The sequence below is a fragment of the Streptomyces sp. NBC_00885 genome, assembly GCF_045207475.1.
In the GTDB taxonomy this organism is placed as follows: domain Bacteria; phylum Actinomycetota; class Actinomycetes; order Streptomycetales; family Streptomycetaceae; genus Streptomyces.
In genome coordinates this window covers 1,016,455-1,032,140 of the sequence record NZ_CP108796.1, presented here as the reverse complement: position 1 = coordinate 1,032,140, position 15,686 = coordinate 1,016,455, and the positions used below count along the sequence as shown (strand labels likewise).

The following is a 15,686-nucleotide window of genomic DNA, read 5'->3' as shown; positions in this document are numbered from 1 at the left end:
AGATGGCGGCGATGAATCTCAAGGACGCGGGTGTGGTCGTCACGGGCGCCGGATCGGGCATCGGAGCGGCGCTCGCCCGCCGCTTCGCCGCCGAGGGCGCCCGGCTCGTGATCAACGACCTGGACGGCGCGGCGGCTGCCAGGGTCGCCGCCGAGGTCGGCGGGCTCGCCGTGCCGGGCGACGCCGGCGCGGAGGAGAGCGTGGCCGCCATGGTCGCGGCGGCGCGCGCCCACCTCGGCGAGATCGACCTGTTCTGCGCGAACGCGGGCATCGAGCCCGGCGGCGGGTTGCACGCCCCTGAGGACGTGTGGGACCAGGTCTGGCAGGTGAACGTCATGGGACACGTGCGGGTGGCCCGCCACCTCGTCGGGCCGTGGCTGGAACGGGGACGCGGCCACTTCCTGGCCACGGTCTCCGCGGCGGGCCTGCTGACCCACCTCGAATCGGCGCCGTACTCGGTGTCCAAGCACGGCGCGCTGGCCTTCGCGGAGTGGCTCTCGGCCACGTACGGCGACCGGGGCCTTAAGGTCCAGGTCGTATGCCCGCTGGGCGTTCGTACCGAGATGTACGAGAAGACGGACGCGGCGGCCAAGGCGGTGCTCGGCGGCTCGGTCCTCGAACCCGAGCAGGTCGCCGACGAGGTCATGGAGGGACTCGCGGACGGACGCTTCCTGATCCTGCCGCACGGGGAGGTGCGGGAGCACTACGCGTTCCGGGCGACCGACACGGACAGGTGGCTCCGGGGGATGCGGCGCCTGCGGCGGCGGATCGACGAGGTCGACTAGGGTCTGTCGTTTGGATCAGGCCGGATCAGTGGGCGGGGTCTGGTGCGTGCGATCGCAAGGCGGAGGAAGGAGCCGACGCGGAGCGTCGGCGACTGACGACAACGCGGCGTGGGGGCACCTCCCGTGCCCGAAGGGCTACGGGGGAGTGCGTGCCAGGGCACGCGAACCCGGCAAGATCCGAACGACAGGCCTAGGGCTGAGCCGGGCCTCGGAGTGGTCAGCCTGAGCCTGTGGGCGGAATCAGTTCGGTCCGCAGCTCATGGCTTTCGTCGGGCAGTCGCGCCTCGTAATAGATCCGGTGGCCGCCGCCGGGCAGCGCGAGGACGTCGAGGTAACGGACGTCGACGACGGGGGAGTTCTCGAGCGGCATGATCCGTGGCTCTCCGGCGGCACCGGTCACTACCGCCAGCCCGGTCCGCTCGAACCAGTTCTCCTGGGCACTGGCCCGCCCGTCGTAGCTGGCGCGGCCGTCGGCCAGGACGCTGGTCAGCCGTACGCCACGCGCATCCCACTCACCGGGTCGGCCGGTCAGCGCAGTGCCCTGCCACTGCCAGCGCAATCCGTCGTCGCTGATGGCGTACGCCGTCGTCATGCGGTCCTCTTCGCCCGGCTCGTCGAGGGGGTGACAGCAGATCCATGCGTGCCAGCTCCGACCGTCGTACCGGATCACCGGATCTTTGACCGCTGTGTCCTTGTCGCCCTCGAACACCCGGCGTATCCCGGCCCTGGCCAGCCCCTCCGGATCGCGGGCTTCGGCAACGCCGATCCACCAGTGTTTGGTGCCGGGAGTGGCACAGCTGACGTAGAGCCGCCATGCGCCGGAGCCGGTCCGCACCAGGGCCGGGCGCTCGACCATGGCGGCGCCCAAGCGGTCCGTGGTCAGGATGCCGACCGTGGTGAACCGCTCGCCGTCGGCGGAGCGGGCGACGACATTGAAGTCCTGCTCGGCACGCACGCGATAGGCCAGGACCACGGACCCGTCGACGTCGAAGGCGGCGCTCGGTGCGCCTGCCCACCGCTGTGGCCCCGGGCCGGGCGCGGCGACGGCGACTACTGCGCGTCCGCTCCCCGGAAGGGGAAAGCTGGGGTGTTCGCTGATTGCCATGAGCCCAGCCTGACGAGCCCGGGCACGGGCGAACAGTGGCATGGTTGCCAGGGTTCGGGAATTTTCTGCCATCATGGTGGTGTGGGTGGTGCGATCCGCAATGTGGCTGCCGTGGTCGGAGAGCAGGCTGCGGCCTTCGAGCTGGGAGTGGTCTGTCAGGTCTTCGGCCTGGACCGACTGGCCGACGGCCTGCCGTTCTACGACTTCGCCGTGTGCACGCCCTCCCCGGGCGCGGTCAGAACGACGTCCGGATTCTCCCTTCAGGTCGACCACGGCCTTGACCGGCTGGCGGCCGCGGATCTCGTCACCGTCCCCGCCTGGCCACAGCTGGACCGGGCAGCGCCGCCGGCACTCCTGGAGGCGCTGCGTACCGCGGTGGCCCGGGGCTCGCAGGTGCTCTCCGTTTGCACAGGCGCGTTCTTGCTGGCCGAAGCGGGCTTGCTCGACGGGCGACGAGCCGCAACCCACTGGCAGTTCACCGACCTGCTCGCCGAGCGGTATCCCGCGGTGCGGGTCGACCGTGAGGTGCTGTACGTCGAAGACGGTCCCATCCTCACCAGCGCCGGAGCAGCTGCCGGAATCGACGCCTGCCTCCATGTGGTGCGCCGAGAGCACGGCGCGGCGACAGCCAACGCCCTGGCGCGTCGCATGGTGGTGCCGGCTCACCGATCCGGAGGGCAGGCGCAGTTCATCGAAATGCCCGTCCCTGAGGTCCGCACCACCTATGAACTGTCCGGTCTGATCGACTGGATGCAGGAGCACCTCGACCACCCGATGACTGTGGAGGACTTGGCTGCCCGGGCGGCGATGTCGACGCGGACATTCGCCAGGCGCTTCAAATCGGTCACCGGCACCACCGCCCACCGATGGCTGCTCGACCAACGGCTGCAGCTCGCCGAGGAACTGCTGGAGACCACCGACCTGCCGGTCGACGCGGTAGCCACCCGCGCGGGCTTCGGCAGTGCCGACACCCTGCGCCACCACTTCGCCGCCCGCCGGGGGGTTGGCCCCGCGACCCACCGCCGAACCTTTCGCTCCGGCGGGCACCAGGGCGGATAGAACCAGCGCGAAGCGGTCCGACGGGGAGGGCCGGGCGAGCGGTCAGCTACAAGGCATGGAGCTCGAGACCAAGCGGCCCGAGACATCGTAGTGGCCGGTCGAGAGGCGGAGTGGGGCAGGCATGGCCGGCGTCAGGTGAGAGCACCGCCGCATATGATCGATTGGTGAATGCCGCCGTCATACTGCAGGCGGGCGCGACGCAGTCCGCTCCCGCTCTCGTTCTTCGACCCTGGTGTGTGGAGGACGTTGAGCCACTGGTTGAGGTCTGCCGAGATCCCGCTCTGAGCCCCTGGACCAGCTCTTCCGTGGAGAACGATGCTGACGGGGCGCGATGGGTCCAGGCTCAGCTACAGGGTTGGGCAGCAGGAGACCGGTTCGGCTTCGCAGTCCTTGAAGCACAACCCGAATCAGCTCACGGACAGTTGGTCGGCAGCGTAGTCCTCAAGGACGTCACGACCGGCGAACCCTCGGCGGAAGTGGGCTATTGGACAGCTGCGCACGCTCGCGGGCGGGGTGTGGCCCCCCGGGCTCTGGAGGTTCTCACCCGTTGGGCCTTCGACACCTTCGGGGCCGATGGTTTGGAACGTCTCGAACTCCTTCATCAGATGGACAACCTCGCATCGTGCCGGGTTGCGCAGAAGAGCCGGTACGAGTTCGACAGAGTCCTGCCTGCAGCGCCGCCCTCGTACCCTGTCGATGGCCATCTGCACATACGGCGCACGGATGCCTCACACCCGCCACGCCCCGGACAAACGCCGGACGTTCCGGCTGCAGGTACGTGATCTCACGCAGAACTCCTGGCCCGGCGGCACTCCGTGAAGCAGCGTTCGTGGCCGGCTCGGAGACACTCAGCCGCCCGTCGCCCCAGTTCACGCCGCCCTGCGGCCCCTCCTCCCCGCCGAGCGGATGATCTCCGCGTACCGGTGCCCGCTCCCCTTGATGGTTCGCCGCTGCGTCGCGTAGTCCACGTGCACCAGGCCGAAGCGCTTGTCGTAGCCGTACGCCCACTCGAAGTTGTCCATCAGTGACCACGCGAAGTACCCGGCCACCGGGGCCCCTTGGCGGGCCGCCCGGGCGCATGCCGCCAGGTGTTCCTCCAGGTACCGCACCCGTTCCGGGTCGTCGATCGTGCCGTCCGCGCGGACCACGTCCGGGTAGGCGGAGCCGTTTTCGGTGACGTGGATGCGTTGCGCGCCGTACTCCTCGGTCAGGCGCAGCAGGAGTTGTTCCAGGCCGTCAGCGTGGACTTCCCAGTCCATGGCCGTGTGGCGGGCGCCCGGCAGGAAGATCTGTTTGGCGTGCGGCACCGGGCCGGTGGGGTCGGCGGTGACAATCTGGCGGAAGTAGTAGTTCAGGCCGAGCCAGTCCAGTGGCGCCGCAATGGTCTCCAAGTCGCCTGCCCGCTCGGGCAGTTCGACGCCGTACAGGTCGAGCATGTCCTGCGGGTAGCCGCGGCCGTGGACCGGATCCAGCCACCAGCGATTGGTGTGGCCGTCCGCCCGGGTCGCGGCGGCGTGGTCCTCAGGGCGGTCGGTGGCCGGTTCGATCGGGCTGAGGTTGTTGACGATGCCGACGCGGGCGTCGGGCGAGGCCGCGCGGATCGCCCGGACGGCCAGGCCGTGGCCGAGGTGCAGATGGTACGAGGCGTGCACGGCGGCCCCGATGTCCGTGAGGCCCGGTGCCATCCGGCCCTCCAGATGGCCGATCCAGGCCGAGCAGAGCGGCTCGTTGAGGGTTGCCCAGTCCTTGACCCGGTCGCCGAGGCGCTCGGTGACGACGGAGGCGTACGCCGCGAAGTGTTCGGCGGTTTCACGGGACGGCCAGCCGCCGCGATCCTGGAGCGCCTGCGGCAGGTCCCAGTGGTAGAGCGTCGCGAAGGGCGTGATGCCCGCGTCCAGGAGCCCGTCCACCAGCCGGTCGTAGAAGTCCAGGCCCGCCTTGTTCACCGGACCGTCGCCGCCCGGCACGACGCGGGGCCAGGCGATCGAGAACCGGTAGGCGCCGAGGCCGAGTTGCTTCATCAGCGCGATGTCCTCGGGCCAGCGGTGGTAGTGGTCGCAGGCCACGTCGCCGGTGTCGCCGCCCGCCACCGCTCCCGGGGTGTGGGAGAAGGTGTCCCAGATCGACGGGGCGCGGCCGTCCTCGGCCACGGCACCCTCGATCTGGTACGCGGCGGTGGCGGCGCCCCAAGTGAAGTCGGCCGGAAGGGCGTTGAGGTCGTTCACGGACTGCCTTTCTGCTGGGGTCGGGGGACGGTTCACTTGACGGCGCCCGCGGTGAGGCCGGCGACGAGATAGCGCTGGAGCAGCAGGAACCCGGCGACGACGGGCACGCTGACGACGAGCGACGCGGCCATGACCTGGTTCCAGTAGACGTCGTTCTGGGTGGCGTAGCCCTTGAGCCCGACGGAGAGCGTGCGGGTGGTGTCGTTGGTCATGACGGAGGCGAACAGGACTTCGCCCCAGGCCGTCATGAAGGCGTAGACGGCCACGGCGACGATGCCGGGGACCGCGGCCGGAACGACGACCCGGAACAGCGCGCCCAGCGCCCCGCAGCCGTCCACCATCGCGGCTTCGTCGAGATCCCGGGGGATCGAGTCGAAGTAACCGATCAGCATCCAGATGGAGAAGGGCAGCGAGAACGTCAGATAGGTGAGGATCAGTCCGCCGCGCGAGCCGTAGAGGGCGATGCCGGTGCTGTTGCCGACGTTGACGAAGATCAGGAACAGCGGGAGGAGGAAGAGGATGCCGGGGAACATCTGCGTGGAGAGCACCGTGACGGTGAAGACCCGCTTCCCGCGGAAGCGGTAGCGGCTCACGGCGTACGCGGCGAACACCGCGATCACCACGGACAGCACGGTCGCCGCGCCCGCCACGATCAGTGAGTTGAGGAAGTAGCGGGCGAGCGGCACGGTGTGCCAGATGTCGATGTACGGCCGGATCGTGAGCCCGGAGGGGATCCACCGGAACGTGCCCGACACGTCCTGCAGCGGCTTGAGCGAGCTGCTGAGCATCACATAGACGGGCAGCAGCGCGAACGCCGTCAGCAAGCTCAGGACGATACGACGCGTCCAGACGAAGGACCGCGGCGGTGCACTGGGAGAGACGGCCGTCCTAGGCATCGGCGCTCCTCCTTCCCCGTGAGGTTCGCGAGGTCAGCAGCAGATAGACGGCCGTGACCACCAGCAGGAAGAGCAGCAGCAGGACGGACATCGCCGAGCCCGAACCGAAGTTCCAGGTGACGAACGACGACTGGTAGATATGGATCGAGATCAGGTCGGCGGCCTCCGGTGCCGCCCTCCCGAACAGCACATACGGCGTGTTGAAGTCGTTGAAGGTCCACAGGAACAGCACGAGCACCAGCACCTGGTTGACCGGGCGCAGCGACGGCAGGGTGATCCTGCGGATCTGCTGCCAGATGCCCGCGCCGTCGATCGCCGCCGCCTCGTAGAGCTCGCGCGGGATGTTCTGCAGCCCCGCCATGAGGATGAGGAAGGCGAACGGCCAGGACTTCCAGACGGCCACCACCACCAGCGCGATGAAGCTGTTGTCGCCGATCAACCAGAAGGACGGTTCGTCGGTGAGGCCGAGCTGGTCGTGCAGGACGTGATTGATCAGGCCGTTGTCGCGCTGGAACATGAAGGCCCAGGTGATGACGGCCGCGTACACGGGCAGGGCGTACGGAGTGAGGAAGACGGCCCGCAGCAGGCCCCGGCCGCGGAAGTTCTCCTGCATCATGATCGCCGCGGCCACGCCGAACAGCCAGGACAGGCCGACCGCGATGACGGTGAACACGCAGGTGACGTAGAAGGAGTGGAGCAGGGCCTCGCCGATCGGGGCGTCGAAGTCGACGGCGACCTTGTAGTTGTCGAACGCCGCCCACGGGGCCTCGCCCCAGTTGCGTACGTAGAACTGGGTGAGCTGACGGAAGCTCATCACGATGCCCATGACCATCGGGATGAGGTGGACGAGCAGTTCGAGCACGACGGCGGGCAGCAGCAGAAGATAGGGCAGGCCGCCGCGGCGGATCCGGTCGGGGATGCGCGGCAGTCTCCTGCGCGCTTCCCCCTTGCCCACGTTCTCACCGCTGCCCGCCCGGTCCGTGCGGCCTTCGGTCACGGTGGCGGTCATCGCAAGGACCTCACTGCTGCATCAGCTGCTCGGCCTTGGCGAGGCGCGCTTTGACGGACTCGGTCGTCACCGGCCGTCCGGCCGCGGCATCGGCCCACAGATCCTTGACGGCCGTGCCCACCGTCGTCTCGAACTGCGACTCGGCGGGCACCTGCGGCAGCGGCGCGGCGCTGGTCGCCAGGGTGTCGCGCAGCACCTTGAGGTCGGGGGCCGAGAACGCCGGATCCTGTTGCGCGGCCTTGACCGGCGGGATGGATCCGTACGCCTTGTTGAGCAGCTTCTGCTCCGGGTCGCTCGTCATGAACTTCACGAACTTCTTGGCGCCGTCGATGTTCTTGGTGTTCTTGAAGACGGCCATGTTGATCCCGGCGACCATGGAGTTGGTGTTCTGGCCGGCGCCGGGAGCACCCGCAGGGACGGGTACGGGAGCGACTCCCCAGTCGGCCGGCTTCATGCCCTGGGCGGCGAAGGTGGATGCGGCCGCCTGCCACAGCACCATGGCCGTCTTGCCGCGCGCGAAGTCCTGGAGCGACTGGTTCTGGGCGTACTCCGCGTTGCCGGGGGCGACGATCTTGTCCTTGGCCATGAAGTCGACGTACTGCTTCACGGCCGCGACCGCGCCGTCGGAGGTGAAGGCCGGCTTGGCCGAGGAGTCGAAGAAGTCCGCGCCGTGCTGCTTGCCGAGGACGAAGACCTGGTGGATGTTGTTGGCGAGGTTCCCGCCCTCGGCGCCCAGCGCCCACTTCCCGTTCTTCGAGATCTTCCTTCCGTCCGCGACCAGTTGGTCCCAGGTGGCCGGCGGCTGCGAGATCCCGGCCTCGGCGAACATCTTCTTGTTGTAGTAGAGCGCGTACGCGAGGGAGTACAGGGGCACGGCCGCCGGGTCCTTGCCCTCGGCCCCGGCCGATGCGACCGCCGAATCGACGAAGCGGTCCCGTCCGCCGATCGTGTCGAAGTTCTTCTGGTCCCAGGGCAGCAGCGCGCCTGTCGCCTGGAGGGAGGCCGACCAGGTGTTGCCGATGTTGAGGACGTCGGGACCCTGTCCGGAGGCGGTGGCGGCGAGGATCCGGTTGAGCAGATCGGACCAGGGGATCACTTCGAGCTTGACCTTGATACCGGTCTGCTTCTCGAACTTCTCCAGCTCGGGTGTGAGGATCTTCTTGTCGGCCTCGATGCTGGGGCCCTGATTGGAGGCCCAGTAGGTGAGCGTCCTCGGCGAATCGTTGCTGCCGGCTCCGTCGGTGGCGGTGCCGCCGCCGCAGCCGGTGGCGGCGAGCGCGGTGACGACGGCGAGGCTTGCTGCGGCTTTGAAGGTTGCTGCGGCTCTGAACGTGCGCATGAGAGGTGGCCCCTTCCCGGGGGTGGCTGCGTTCGGTTCCCGAACGGCCTCCATGACTTAATTTATGCCATGATTTAAGAGGTGAGAGAAGGGCGCGTCAAGGTCTGTGACCGGGGTATGTTCCCTCCAGGGAAGGAGCACAATGGCGGAGCGCAACAGACGGACAGTGCGTGACCTGCGGCGGGGCAACCGCGCGAGGGTTCTGCAACGGTTGTATTTCGACGGCCCGTTGAGCCGCCAGGAACTCGGACCGGCCACGGGGCTGAGTTCAGGTTCCATCAGCAACGTCGTCGCGGAGCTCGTCGCCGAAGGAGTGCTCGAAGAAGCCGGAGTGGTCGACTCCGACGGCGGCCGCCCGCGCACCCTGCTCCGCGTCACCCCCACCAGCGGCCTGCTGATAGGCATCGACATCGGCGAGACCCGCGTGCGTGTCGAGCTCTTCGACCTCTCGCTCACCGAACTCGCCCGCACGGAACGCCTGTTGGCCCAGCACGGCTACGACGTCGAGCGCATCGTCGCCCATGTCCGTACCGGCATCGCCGATGTCCTGGCCGAGGCGGGCGTCGGTGCCGAGAGGCTGCTCGGCATCGGGATCGGCGTCCCCGGCATCATCGAGCAGGACGCCGGTGCCGGAGCGACCGGCGCGATCGTGCACGGCCAGACCATCGGCTGGAGCGCCGTGCCGCTCGAGAAACTGCTCCGGGACGCAGTCGAACTGCCCCCGGAAGTCCCGGTGTTCATCGACAACGGCGCCAAGACGCTGGGCCAGGCCGAGATGTGGTTCGGCGGCGGGCGCGGCTCCCGCGAGGCCGCCGTCGCCCTCATCGGCTCAGGAGTCGGCGCCTGTGTCGTGCATGCCGCCACCCCCGACGAGAACGCCCGCAGCAGCGCCCTCGAATGGGGCCATACGACCGTACAGATCCGGGGACGGCGCTGCCGCTGCGGCTCTCTGGGCTGTCTGGAGGCGTACGCGGGGGCCGAAGCGCTGCGTGAACGCTGGCAGGAGGCCGGCGGACCGCTCCCCGCCGACGCCGACGACGAGACCGCGCTCGCCGCCCTGCTGGCCGCGGCCTTCCCCGGCGAAGAGGGACCGAAGCCCGACCCGGTGGCGCTCTCCCTCCTCGACGACACCGCCGAGTACCTGGGCGCGGCCGTGGCCGACCTGATCAATCTCTTCCGGCCCGAACGGATCCTCATCGGCGGCTGGGCGGGACTGCTCATCGGCCCGCATCTGCTTCCCGAAGTGCGCCGGTACGCCGGGGAGTACGCCCTGCGGCATGCTGCCGACCGCACCACCATCGAGCTGGGACGGCTCGGCCCGGACGCGGTCACGGTCGGCGCGGCGACGCTCCCGCTGGCCGACTTCCTGGCGCGCGGAGGCAGCCGCCCGGCACCAGTGCGCCGGGCCTGAGCCCTTGTCATGGTCCGGGCCAAGCACCTAAGTTGACCGCTTGCGACGTGACTGCATGCGTGACCTACAGGGCAGTGGGGGAGTCTCACCATGGGCGCTACCGGTCGGCACCGCCGATACCAGCCGAGCCGTATCAACCGTGCTTCCCTCACCTTCACCGCGGGCGGTGCGGGCATGGCCCTGCCGCTCATCGGCGCGGGCACGACGCATGCCGCCTCCGTGGATGTCTGGGAGAAGGTCGCGGCCTGCGAGTCCACCAACAACTGGAAGATCAACACCGGCAACGGCTACTACGGCGGACTGCAGTTCACCCAGTCCACCTGGGAGGCGTACGGCGGCAGGCACTATGCCCCGCGCGCGGATCTGGCCAGCAAGGACCAGCAGATAGCCATCGCCGAGAAGGTGCTCAAGGGCCAGGGCCCGAGGGCCTGGCCCGCCTGCTCCGCCCGCGCGGGTCTCACCCGTGGCGGCGACGCACCCGACGTCGCACCGGCCAGGGGCTTACAGACGCACAGCGAGCGGAAGACCGCGCCCCGCAAGGTCACGCCGACCACCGTGCCCACGCACCGTGAGGGCTACACCGTGGCCCGCGGCGACTCCCTCTCCAAGATCGCGGACTCCGAGGACGTCGTCGGCGGCTGGCAGCGTCTGTACGCGCAGAACCGCACCGTCATCGGCAGCGACCCCGACCTGATCTTCCCCGGCCAGAAGCTGGTCCTCCGCGTCGAGGTGCCCGGCAAGCAGAAGCCGACGGCCCAGCCGAAGCGGCAGGCACCCGAGCAGCATGCCCCACAAAAGCCCAAGCAGCAGGCACCGAAGAAGCAGGCACCGAAGCCCAAGGCTCAGCCGAAACAGCAGGCGCCCAAGCAAGCGCACGAGACCAAGCCCGCGCACAGGAGCGGGTTCAGCGCGCCCGTGGAGGCGAGCGTCGGCACGCCCTACGGCAAGCCGGGCTCCGCCTGGGCCAGCGGCTACCACACGGGCGTCGACTTCCCGGTCCCCACCGGCACCTCGGTGAAGGCCGTCGCCTCCGGCCGTGTCGTCTCGGCCGGCTGGGGCGGTGCGTACGGCTACCAGGTCGTCATCCGGCACGCGGACGGCAGGTACAGCCAGTACGCGCATCTGTCGGCGCTCAATGTGCGCTCGGGCCAGCACGTCAGCAGCGGTCAGCGGATCGCGCGCTCGGGCTCGACCGGCAACGCCTCAGGGCCGCATCTGCATTTCGAAGTGCGTACAGGGCCCGGATACGGGTCCGACATCGATCCCCTCGCCTACCTCAGGTCCGGCGGAGCCGGCGTCTGAGGACAGCACCCGCCGGTCCGAGGGTCGCGGCGTACCGTCCGCGTGGTGCACACGCGGCTCCGAGTGGCGCGCCGTCTGCCGCGAGGGCGCCGATTCCGACGCGCGTATCTGCGCCGCCGGCTCTGCCTGAGCCAGGGCTTCCGCTGCCGTACTCGTCGCCTTGATCCGTTCCGTCGTCAGCAGGATCAGCCCGCCCGCCGCCACAGCGCCGAAGGCCAGCGCGAACACCGTTCCCAGCACGCCGTACCGGAAGGTCTCGCCGAACATCGTCAGCCCGACGGCTGCCGCGACCACCGGATTGACGACCGTGACCGTGGCCAGCGGGGCCGCTAGGCCCGCGCCGTGGTACGAGGACTGAGACAGCAGCAACCCGCCGCAGGCCAGGACGGCGATCGCCACCAGGCTCGGCCACTGGTCGAGCGGTGCCGACCATGTCCAGTCCACCGCGACGGTCTTGGTGAACACCGACGCGATACCGAAGGCCACACCCGCCGCGGCGGCGAGCAGCACGCTGCGGATGATCGGCCGGTTCACGGTCTGCGCGACCAGGAAGAGCAGGGCCACCCCGCCGAAGGTCGCACCGGCGAGCAGTCCGCGCTGCCCGCCGTCCAGCGACTGGGATGCGGATGTTCCGGTGAGCGCCAGCAGTCCGGCGAGCCCGGCCGTGGTGATGATCGCGCCGCGCCAGGCGGCCGCGCCCGCCCTGCGCCGTACGAACAGCGCGGCCATCGGCAGGGCGAAGACGATCGTCAGAGCTCCGAGCGGCTGGACCAGGCTCAGCGGCCCGTACGCCAGCGCCGCGACATGCAGTACGGCGCCGAAGCCGTTGAGGGCGACGGCGACCCACCACGCGGCGTGGTGCAGCGGGGCGTACGGCCGGGCCGAGGTGGAGGCGGCGACATGCTCCTGCATGATCGCCCCGGCCGCATATGCGACCGCGGAGACCAGTGACAGCACCACGGCCAGCGCGAGGGAACTCATAGAGACCACGATCTCCCTCTTCAGCGTTCGCGTCGTCGTCCTTGAGCAGGCACTTGGACGTACTGCCGACGTAGTACGAGCCTAGGTCAAAAGTCCCCCTTGCGACGGGTGGGCAGGTCAGCGCGCGTGGGGACAGCCGACGCTATCGCTACCGTGACGCAGGCGGCCAGGTCGCCGCGGCAGGGCTGACACGAAGCTGACACCAGGGACGGAAACGTGGGTGTGGATCTCGACGAGGTGGGGTCCGTGGGCGGCTTCTTCGCCCTGCGGACCGGCGAGCCCGGCGATGGGCATATGCCGCTGGCCCGGCTGTACGCGGGCGACACGGCACCCCTCACGGCCCGGGTCGACACGGTCGCCGCACGGCTGCGCACCCCCGAGCGGCGGGTCGCAGCCTCGGTCGCGCACCTCGGGTTCGCCGCCCGCCTGTGGTCGGTGGCGCTCGGCTGTGCCGCGCTGCACGGCGAGCTCCCCGATCTCGACCCCGCCCGGCTGCACTGGGACCCGCGGCTCAGCGCACCCGACGATCTCTGTCTGACCGCCACCCGGACCGTGCCCGCCACCGTGGCCACGGTGCGCGAGGCGGTCCAGTACGGCCATCTCCTGCCGCTCGCCGACGCGCTCACCGGCGACACCCGCATCTCACGGCAGCTGCTGTGGGGCAACGCGGGCTCCGCGCTCGCCGGAGCAGTGCGCGAACTGCGTGCCTGGGCCGGGCGCGGTGGCCGGACGGAGGTCGCCGAGCGGGCCTCGGCCCTCGCCGCCGGGCTCTTCGCCCACCCCGATCTGTCCGGCACGGTCGAAGGTCCCGCCATGCGGCGGCGGACCTGCTGCCTCTACTACCGGTGCCCCGGCGGCGGGCTCTGCGGCGACTGCGTCTTCGACCGCCCGCCGCAGCCCCGCTCGCTGCGGTGAAGGCGGCAGAAGGTGAAGGCGCCAGAAGCGGAGTGATCCTGGCCGTGCTCTTCCCCGCACGCCGCATGTGAGTGACCATCATGAGGTGCTGTGTCTTCCCGGGGGACAACCCCCGGACCCCCGGCAGAAAGACAGGCCATCGGGGCTGAACCGACCGCCCTCGCGAGGTGAGACTCCGTGAAGGTGGGACTGCTCACGCGCGAATATCCGCCGGACGTCTACGGCGGCGCCGGTGTCCATGTGGAGTTCCTGGCCCGGGAGTTGAGAGCCCTGGCCGATCTGGAAGTGCACTGCTGGGGCGAAGGTGAGGCCGAAGGTGTCCTGCGCCACCAGGCACTCGCGGGACTCGAGAACGCCAACGACGCCCTGCGCACCTTCTCCGTCGATCTGGCGATGGCCGCCGAGCTGCAGGGCCGCGAACTGGTGCACTCCCACACCTGGTACGCCAATCTCGCCGGCCATCTCGCCAAGCTGCTGTACGGCGTCCCGCATGTGATGACCGCCCACTCGCTCGAGCCGCTGCGCCCCTGGAAGGCCGAGCAACTCGGCGGCGGATACGCGCTGTCCAGCTGGGCCGAGCGCACCGCGATCGAGGCCGCCGACGCCGTGATCGCCGTCTCCCACGGCATGCGCGCCGACATCCTCGCCTGCTATCCGGCCCTCGACCCGGACCGCGTGCGCGTCGTCCACAACGGCATCGACACCCGTATGTACCGCCCCGACGCGGACACGGACGCCCTGGAGCGCATCGGCCTCGACCCGGACCGGCCCTTCGTCCTTTTCGTCGGGCGCATCACCCGCCAGAAGGGCGTTCCGCATCTGCTGCGCGCCGCCCGCTCGTTCGACCCCGAAACCCAGCTGGTGCTCTGCGCGGGCGCCCCGGACACGCCGGAGATCGGCCGTGAATTCCGCTCGCTCGTCGACGAGTTGGAGCAGTTGCGCGACGGCGTGCACTGGATCCCGGAGATGCTGCCGCGACCCCAGGTCATCCAACTGCTCAGCCACGCGACCGTGTTCATCTGCCCGTCCGTGTACGAACCGCTGGGCATCGTCAATCTGGAGGCCATGGCCTGCGGCACCGCCGTCGTCGCGTCTGCGGTCGGCGGCATCCCCGAGGTGGTGGACGACGGACGCACCGGACTGCTCGTGCCGTACGACGCCGACCATCCCGAAGCCTTCGAGTCGGGCCTGGCCCAGTCCGTGAACCGGATACTCGACGACGCCGGACAGGCCGCCAGGATGGGCGCCGCCGGACGTGAGCGCGCGGTGCGCGAGTTCGGCTGGGACCAGGTGGCCCGGCGTACGTACGAGGTGTACGAGGAGTTGCTCAAGCAGGAGTAGCAGGCACGGCATGCAGAGAGGGGCGGCGATGCGCGGTGGACCTTCGGTGCTCGGAATCGTACTGGCCGGAGGGGAGGGCAAACGGCTGATGCCGCTGACCGCCGACCGCGCGAAACCGGCGGTGACCTTCGGCGGCATGTACCGGCTCGTCGACTTCGTGCTCTCCAGCCTGGTCAACGGCGACATCCTGCGGATCTGTGTGCTCACGCAGTACAAATCCCACTCCCTGGACCGCCATGTGACCACCACCTGGCGGATGTCGAGCCTGCTCGGCAACTACGTCACGCCGGTCCCGGCACAGCAGCGGCTCGGACCGCGCTGGTATCTCGGCAGCGCGGACGCGATTCTGCAGTCCCTCAACCTCGTCAACGACGAACGGCCGGACTACATAGCGGTGTTCGGCGCGGACCATGTGTACCGGATGGACCCGCGGCAGATGCTGAAGCAGCACATCGAGGGCGGCGCGGGCGTCACGGTCGCCGGGATCAAGGTGCCGCGCTCCGAGGCGTCCTCGTTCGGGATCATCACCCCCGCATCGGACGGCGTCCGCGTCGAGAGGTTCCTGGAGAAGCCCGCCGACCCTCCCGGGCTGCCCGGCGACCCCGGCCGGGTCTTCGCCTCCATGGGCAACTATCTCTTCACCACCAAGGTCCTCGTCGACGCGCTCCACCGGGACGCGGAGGACCAGCACTCCGTCCATGACATGGGCGGTTCGATCCTGCCGATGCTCACCGAGCGGGGTGTGGCGCAGCTCTACGACTTCAATGAGAACCATGTGCCCGGCGAGCGCGCCCGGGAGCACGGCTACTGGCGCGATGTGGGCACGCTCGACACGTATTACGAAGCGCATATGGATCTGATCTCGGACCACCCGGTCTTCGACCTCGACAACCGCCGCTGGCCCATCTACACCCACCCCGGGCAGCTGCCGCCGGCCCGGTTCATCGGCGCGGGCATCGCGAGCGAGTCGGTCGTCAGCCCGGGCTGCATCGTCCGCGGACAGGTCACCCGCTCCGTGCTCTCACCGGGTGTGACGGTGGGGGAGGGAGCGGTGGTGCAGGGCTCGGTCCTCCACGACAACGTGCGAATCGGTCGTGGAGCGGTGGTGCGCGGCTCGATTCTCGACAAGAACGTCGATGTCCCGCCCGGCGCGACGATCGGTGTCAATCCCGAGCGTGACCAGGAGCTTTATACCGTCTCCAAGAACGGAGTCATCGCTCTGGGCAAGGGCCGGCAGGTGCTCTGAGGCCGCAACGCGGCGCCATGGCCGATTGCCGATCACACCCCGCGGGAATCACTGGGGTGAGGGGCCTGTCGT

The 15,686-nt window shown here is 69.6% G+C and carries 14 protein-coding genes; 8 read left to right on the top strand and 6 right to left on the bottom strand.

What is annotated here, in order from left to right:
* Positions 1-2: 2 nt before the first annotated feature.
* Positions 3-785, top strand: a complete 783-nt coding sequence (locus OHA61_RS04755; RefSeq protein ID WP_406307277.1) for an SDR family oxidoreductase — start codon at positions 3-5, stop codon at positions 783-785.
* Between the two features lie 217 nt (positions 786-1,002).
* On the opposite strand, the gene OHA61_RS04750 is transcribed toward OHA61_RS04755, so the two are convergent.
* Positions 1,003-1,890: a hypothetical protein gene (locus OHA61_RS04750; protein WP_406301842.1), complete on the bottom strand. Its 888-nt coding sequence runs from the start codon at positions 1,888-1,890 to the stop codon at positions 1,003-1,005.
* Between the two features lie 81 nt (positions 1,891-1,971).
* Between OHA61_RS04750 and OHA61_RS04745 the strand changes: the two genes are divergently transcribed.
* Positions 1,972-2,949: a GlxA family transcriptional regulator gene (locus tag OHA61_RS04745; protein ID WP_406301841.1), complete on the top strand. Its 978-nt coding sequence runs from the start codon at positions 1,972-1,974 to the stop codon at positions 2,947-2,949.
* Between the two features lie 182 nt (positions 2,950-3,131).
* Complete coding sequence (locus tag OHA61_RS04740) at positions 3,132-3,731, top strand: GNAT family N-acetyltransferase (protein WP_406307276.1); 600 nt, start codon at positions 3,132-3,134, stop codon at positions 3,729-3,731.
* Positions 3,732-3,818: 87 nt separating this feature from the next.
* On the opposite strand, the gene OHA61_RS04735 is transcribed toward OHA61_RS04740, so the two are convergent.
* The 4 genes from OHA61_RS04735 to OHA61_RS04720 are packed head-to-tail and all read right to left on the bottom strand — an operon-like array spanning position 3,819 to position 8,418.
* Complete coding sequence (locus OHA61_RS04735; protein WP_406301840.1) at positions 3,819-5,174, bottom strand: GH1 family beta-glucosidase; 1,356 nt, start codon at positions 5,172-5,174, stop codon at positions 3,819-3,821.
* Between the two features lie 32 nt (positions 5,175-5,206).
* Positions 5,207-6,070 carry a carbohydrate ABC transporter permease gene (locus OHA61_RS04730; protein WP_406301839.1) on the bottom strand — a complete coding sequence of 288 codons (864 nt, stop codon included), beginning with the start codon at positions 6,068-6,070 and terminating at the stop codon, positions 5,207-5,209.
* Positions 6,063-7,079 (bottom strand): carbohydrate ABC transporter permease, encoded by a 1,017-nt coding sequence (locus OHA61_RS04725; protein WP_406301838.1) that lies wholly within the window; start codon positions 7,077-7,079, stop codon positions 6,063-6,065. Before OHA61_RS04725 ends, OHA61_RS04730 begins: the two co-directional genes overlap by 8 nt.
* Positions 7,080-7,089: 10 nt before the next feature.
* Positions 7,090-8,418 (bottom strand): ABC transporter substrate-binding protein, encoded by a 1,329-nt coding sequence (locus OHA61_RS04720; RefSeq protein WP_406301837.1) that lies wholly within the window; start codon positions 8,416-8,418, stop codon positions 7,090-7,092.
* Between the two features lie 142 nt (positions 8,419-8,560).
* Here OHA61_RS04720 and OHA61_RS04715 point away from each other — a divergent pair, with 142 nt between their 5' ends.
* Together OHA61_RS04715 and OHA61_RS04710 are read left to right on the top strand one after the other, a co-directional pair.
* Positions 8,561-9,829 carry an ROK family protein gene (locus tag OHA61_RS04715; RefSeq protein ID WP_406301836.1) on the top strand — a complete coding sequence of 423 codons (1,269 nt, stop codon included), beginning with the start codon at positions 8,561-8,563 and terminating at the stop codon, positions 9,827-9,829.
* A gap of 90 nt (positions 9,830-9,919) precedes the next feature.
* Entirely contained in the window at positions 9,920-11,131 is a 1,212-nt protein-coding gene (locus OHA61_RS04710) for a transglycosylase family protein (protein WP_406301834.1), read from the top strand.
* On the opposite strand, the gene OHA61_RS04705 is transcribed toward OHA61_RS04710, so the two are convergent.
* Positions 11,033-12,112 carry a DMT family transporter gene (locus tag OHA61_RS04705; protein ID WP_406301833.1) on the bottom strand — a complete coding sequence of 360 codons (1,080 nt, stop codon included), beginning with the start codon at positions 12,110-12,112 and terminating at the stop codon, positions 11,033-11,035. The genes OHA61_RS04710 and OHA61_RS04705 overlap by 99 nt on opposite strands.
* Positions 12,113-12,334: 222 nt before the next feature.
* Between OHA61_RS04705 and OHA61_RS04700 the strand changes: the two genes are divergently transcribed.
* The 3 genes from OHA61_RS04700 (at position 12,335) to glgC (ending at position 15,614) form a co-directional block, all read left to right on the top strand.
* Positions 12,335-13,027, top strand: coding sequence for a (2Fe-2S)-binding protein (locus tag OHA61_RS04700; protein WP_406307275.1), 693 nt, complete (start codon positions 12,335-12,337; stop codon positions 13,025-13,027).
* A 177-nt stretch (positions 13,028-13,204) separates the two neighbouring features.
* Entirely contained in the window at positions 13,205-14,368 is a 1,164-nt protein-coding gene (gene glgA, locus OHA61_RS04695; RefSeq protein WP_406301832.1) for a glycogen synthase, read from the top strand.
* A gap of 28 nt (positions 14,369-14,396) precedes the next feature.
* Positions 14,397-15,614, top strand: a complete 1,218-nt coding sequence (gene glgC, locus OHA61_RS04690) for a glucose-1-phosphate adenylyltransferase (RefSeq protein ID WP_406301831.1) — start codon at positions 14,397-14,399, stop codon at positions 15,612-15,614.
* The last annotated feature ends 72 nt before the right edge of the window (positions 15,615-15,686 follow it).

What these genes read in the sequence shown, in the direction of transcription:
- OHA61_RS04715 (WP_406301836.1), top strand. Translation starts at nt 8,561, where the DNA reads ATGGCGGAGCGCAACAGACGGACAGTGCGTGACCTGCGGCGGGGCAAC.
- OHA61_RS04755 (WP_406307277.1), top strand. Translation starts at nt 3, where the DNA reads ATGGCGGCGATGAATCTCAAGGACGCGGGTGTGGTCGTCACGGGCGCC.
- OHA61_RS04720 (WP_406301837.1), bottom strand. Translation starts at nt 8,418, where the DNA reads ATGCGCACGTTCAGAGCCGCAGCAACCTTCAAAGCCGCAGCAAGCCTC.
- OHA61_RS04730 (WP_406301839.1), bottom strand. Translation starts at nt 6,070, where the DNA reads ATGCCTAGGACGGCCGTCTCTCCCAGTGCACCGCCGCGGTCCTTCGTC.
- OHA61_RS04710 (WP_406301834.1), top strand. Translation starts at nt 9,920, where the DNA reads ATGGGCGCTACCGGTCGGCACCGCCGATACCAGCCGAGCCGTATCAAC.
- OHA61_RS04705 (WP_406301833.1), bottom strand. Translation starts at nt 12,112, where the DNA reads ATGAGTTCCCTCGCGCTGGCCGTGGTGCTGTCACTGGTCTCCGCGGTC.
- glgC (WP_406301831.1), top strand. Translation starts at nt 14,397, where the DNA reads ATGCGCGGTGGACCTTCGGTGCTCGGAATCGTACTGGCCGGAGGGGAG.
- OHA61_RS04750 (WP_406301842.1), bottom strand. Translation starts at nt 1,890, where the DNA reads ATGGCAATCAGCGAACACCCCAGCTTTCCCCTTCCGGGGAGCGGACGC.
- OHA61_RS04725 (WP_406301838.1), bottom strand. Translation starts at nt 7,079, where the DNA reads ATGACCGCCACCGTGACCGAAGGCCGCACGGACCGGGCGGGCAGCGGT.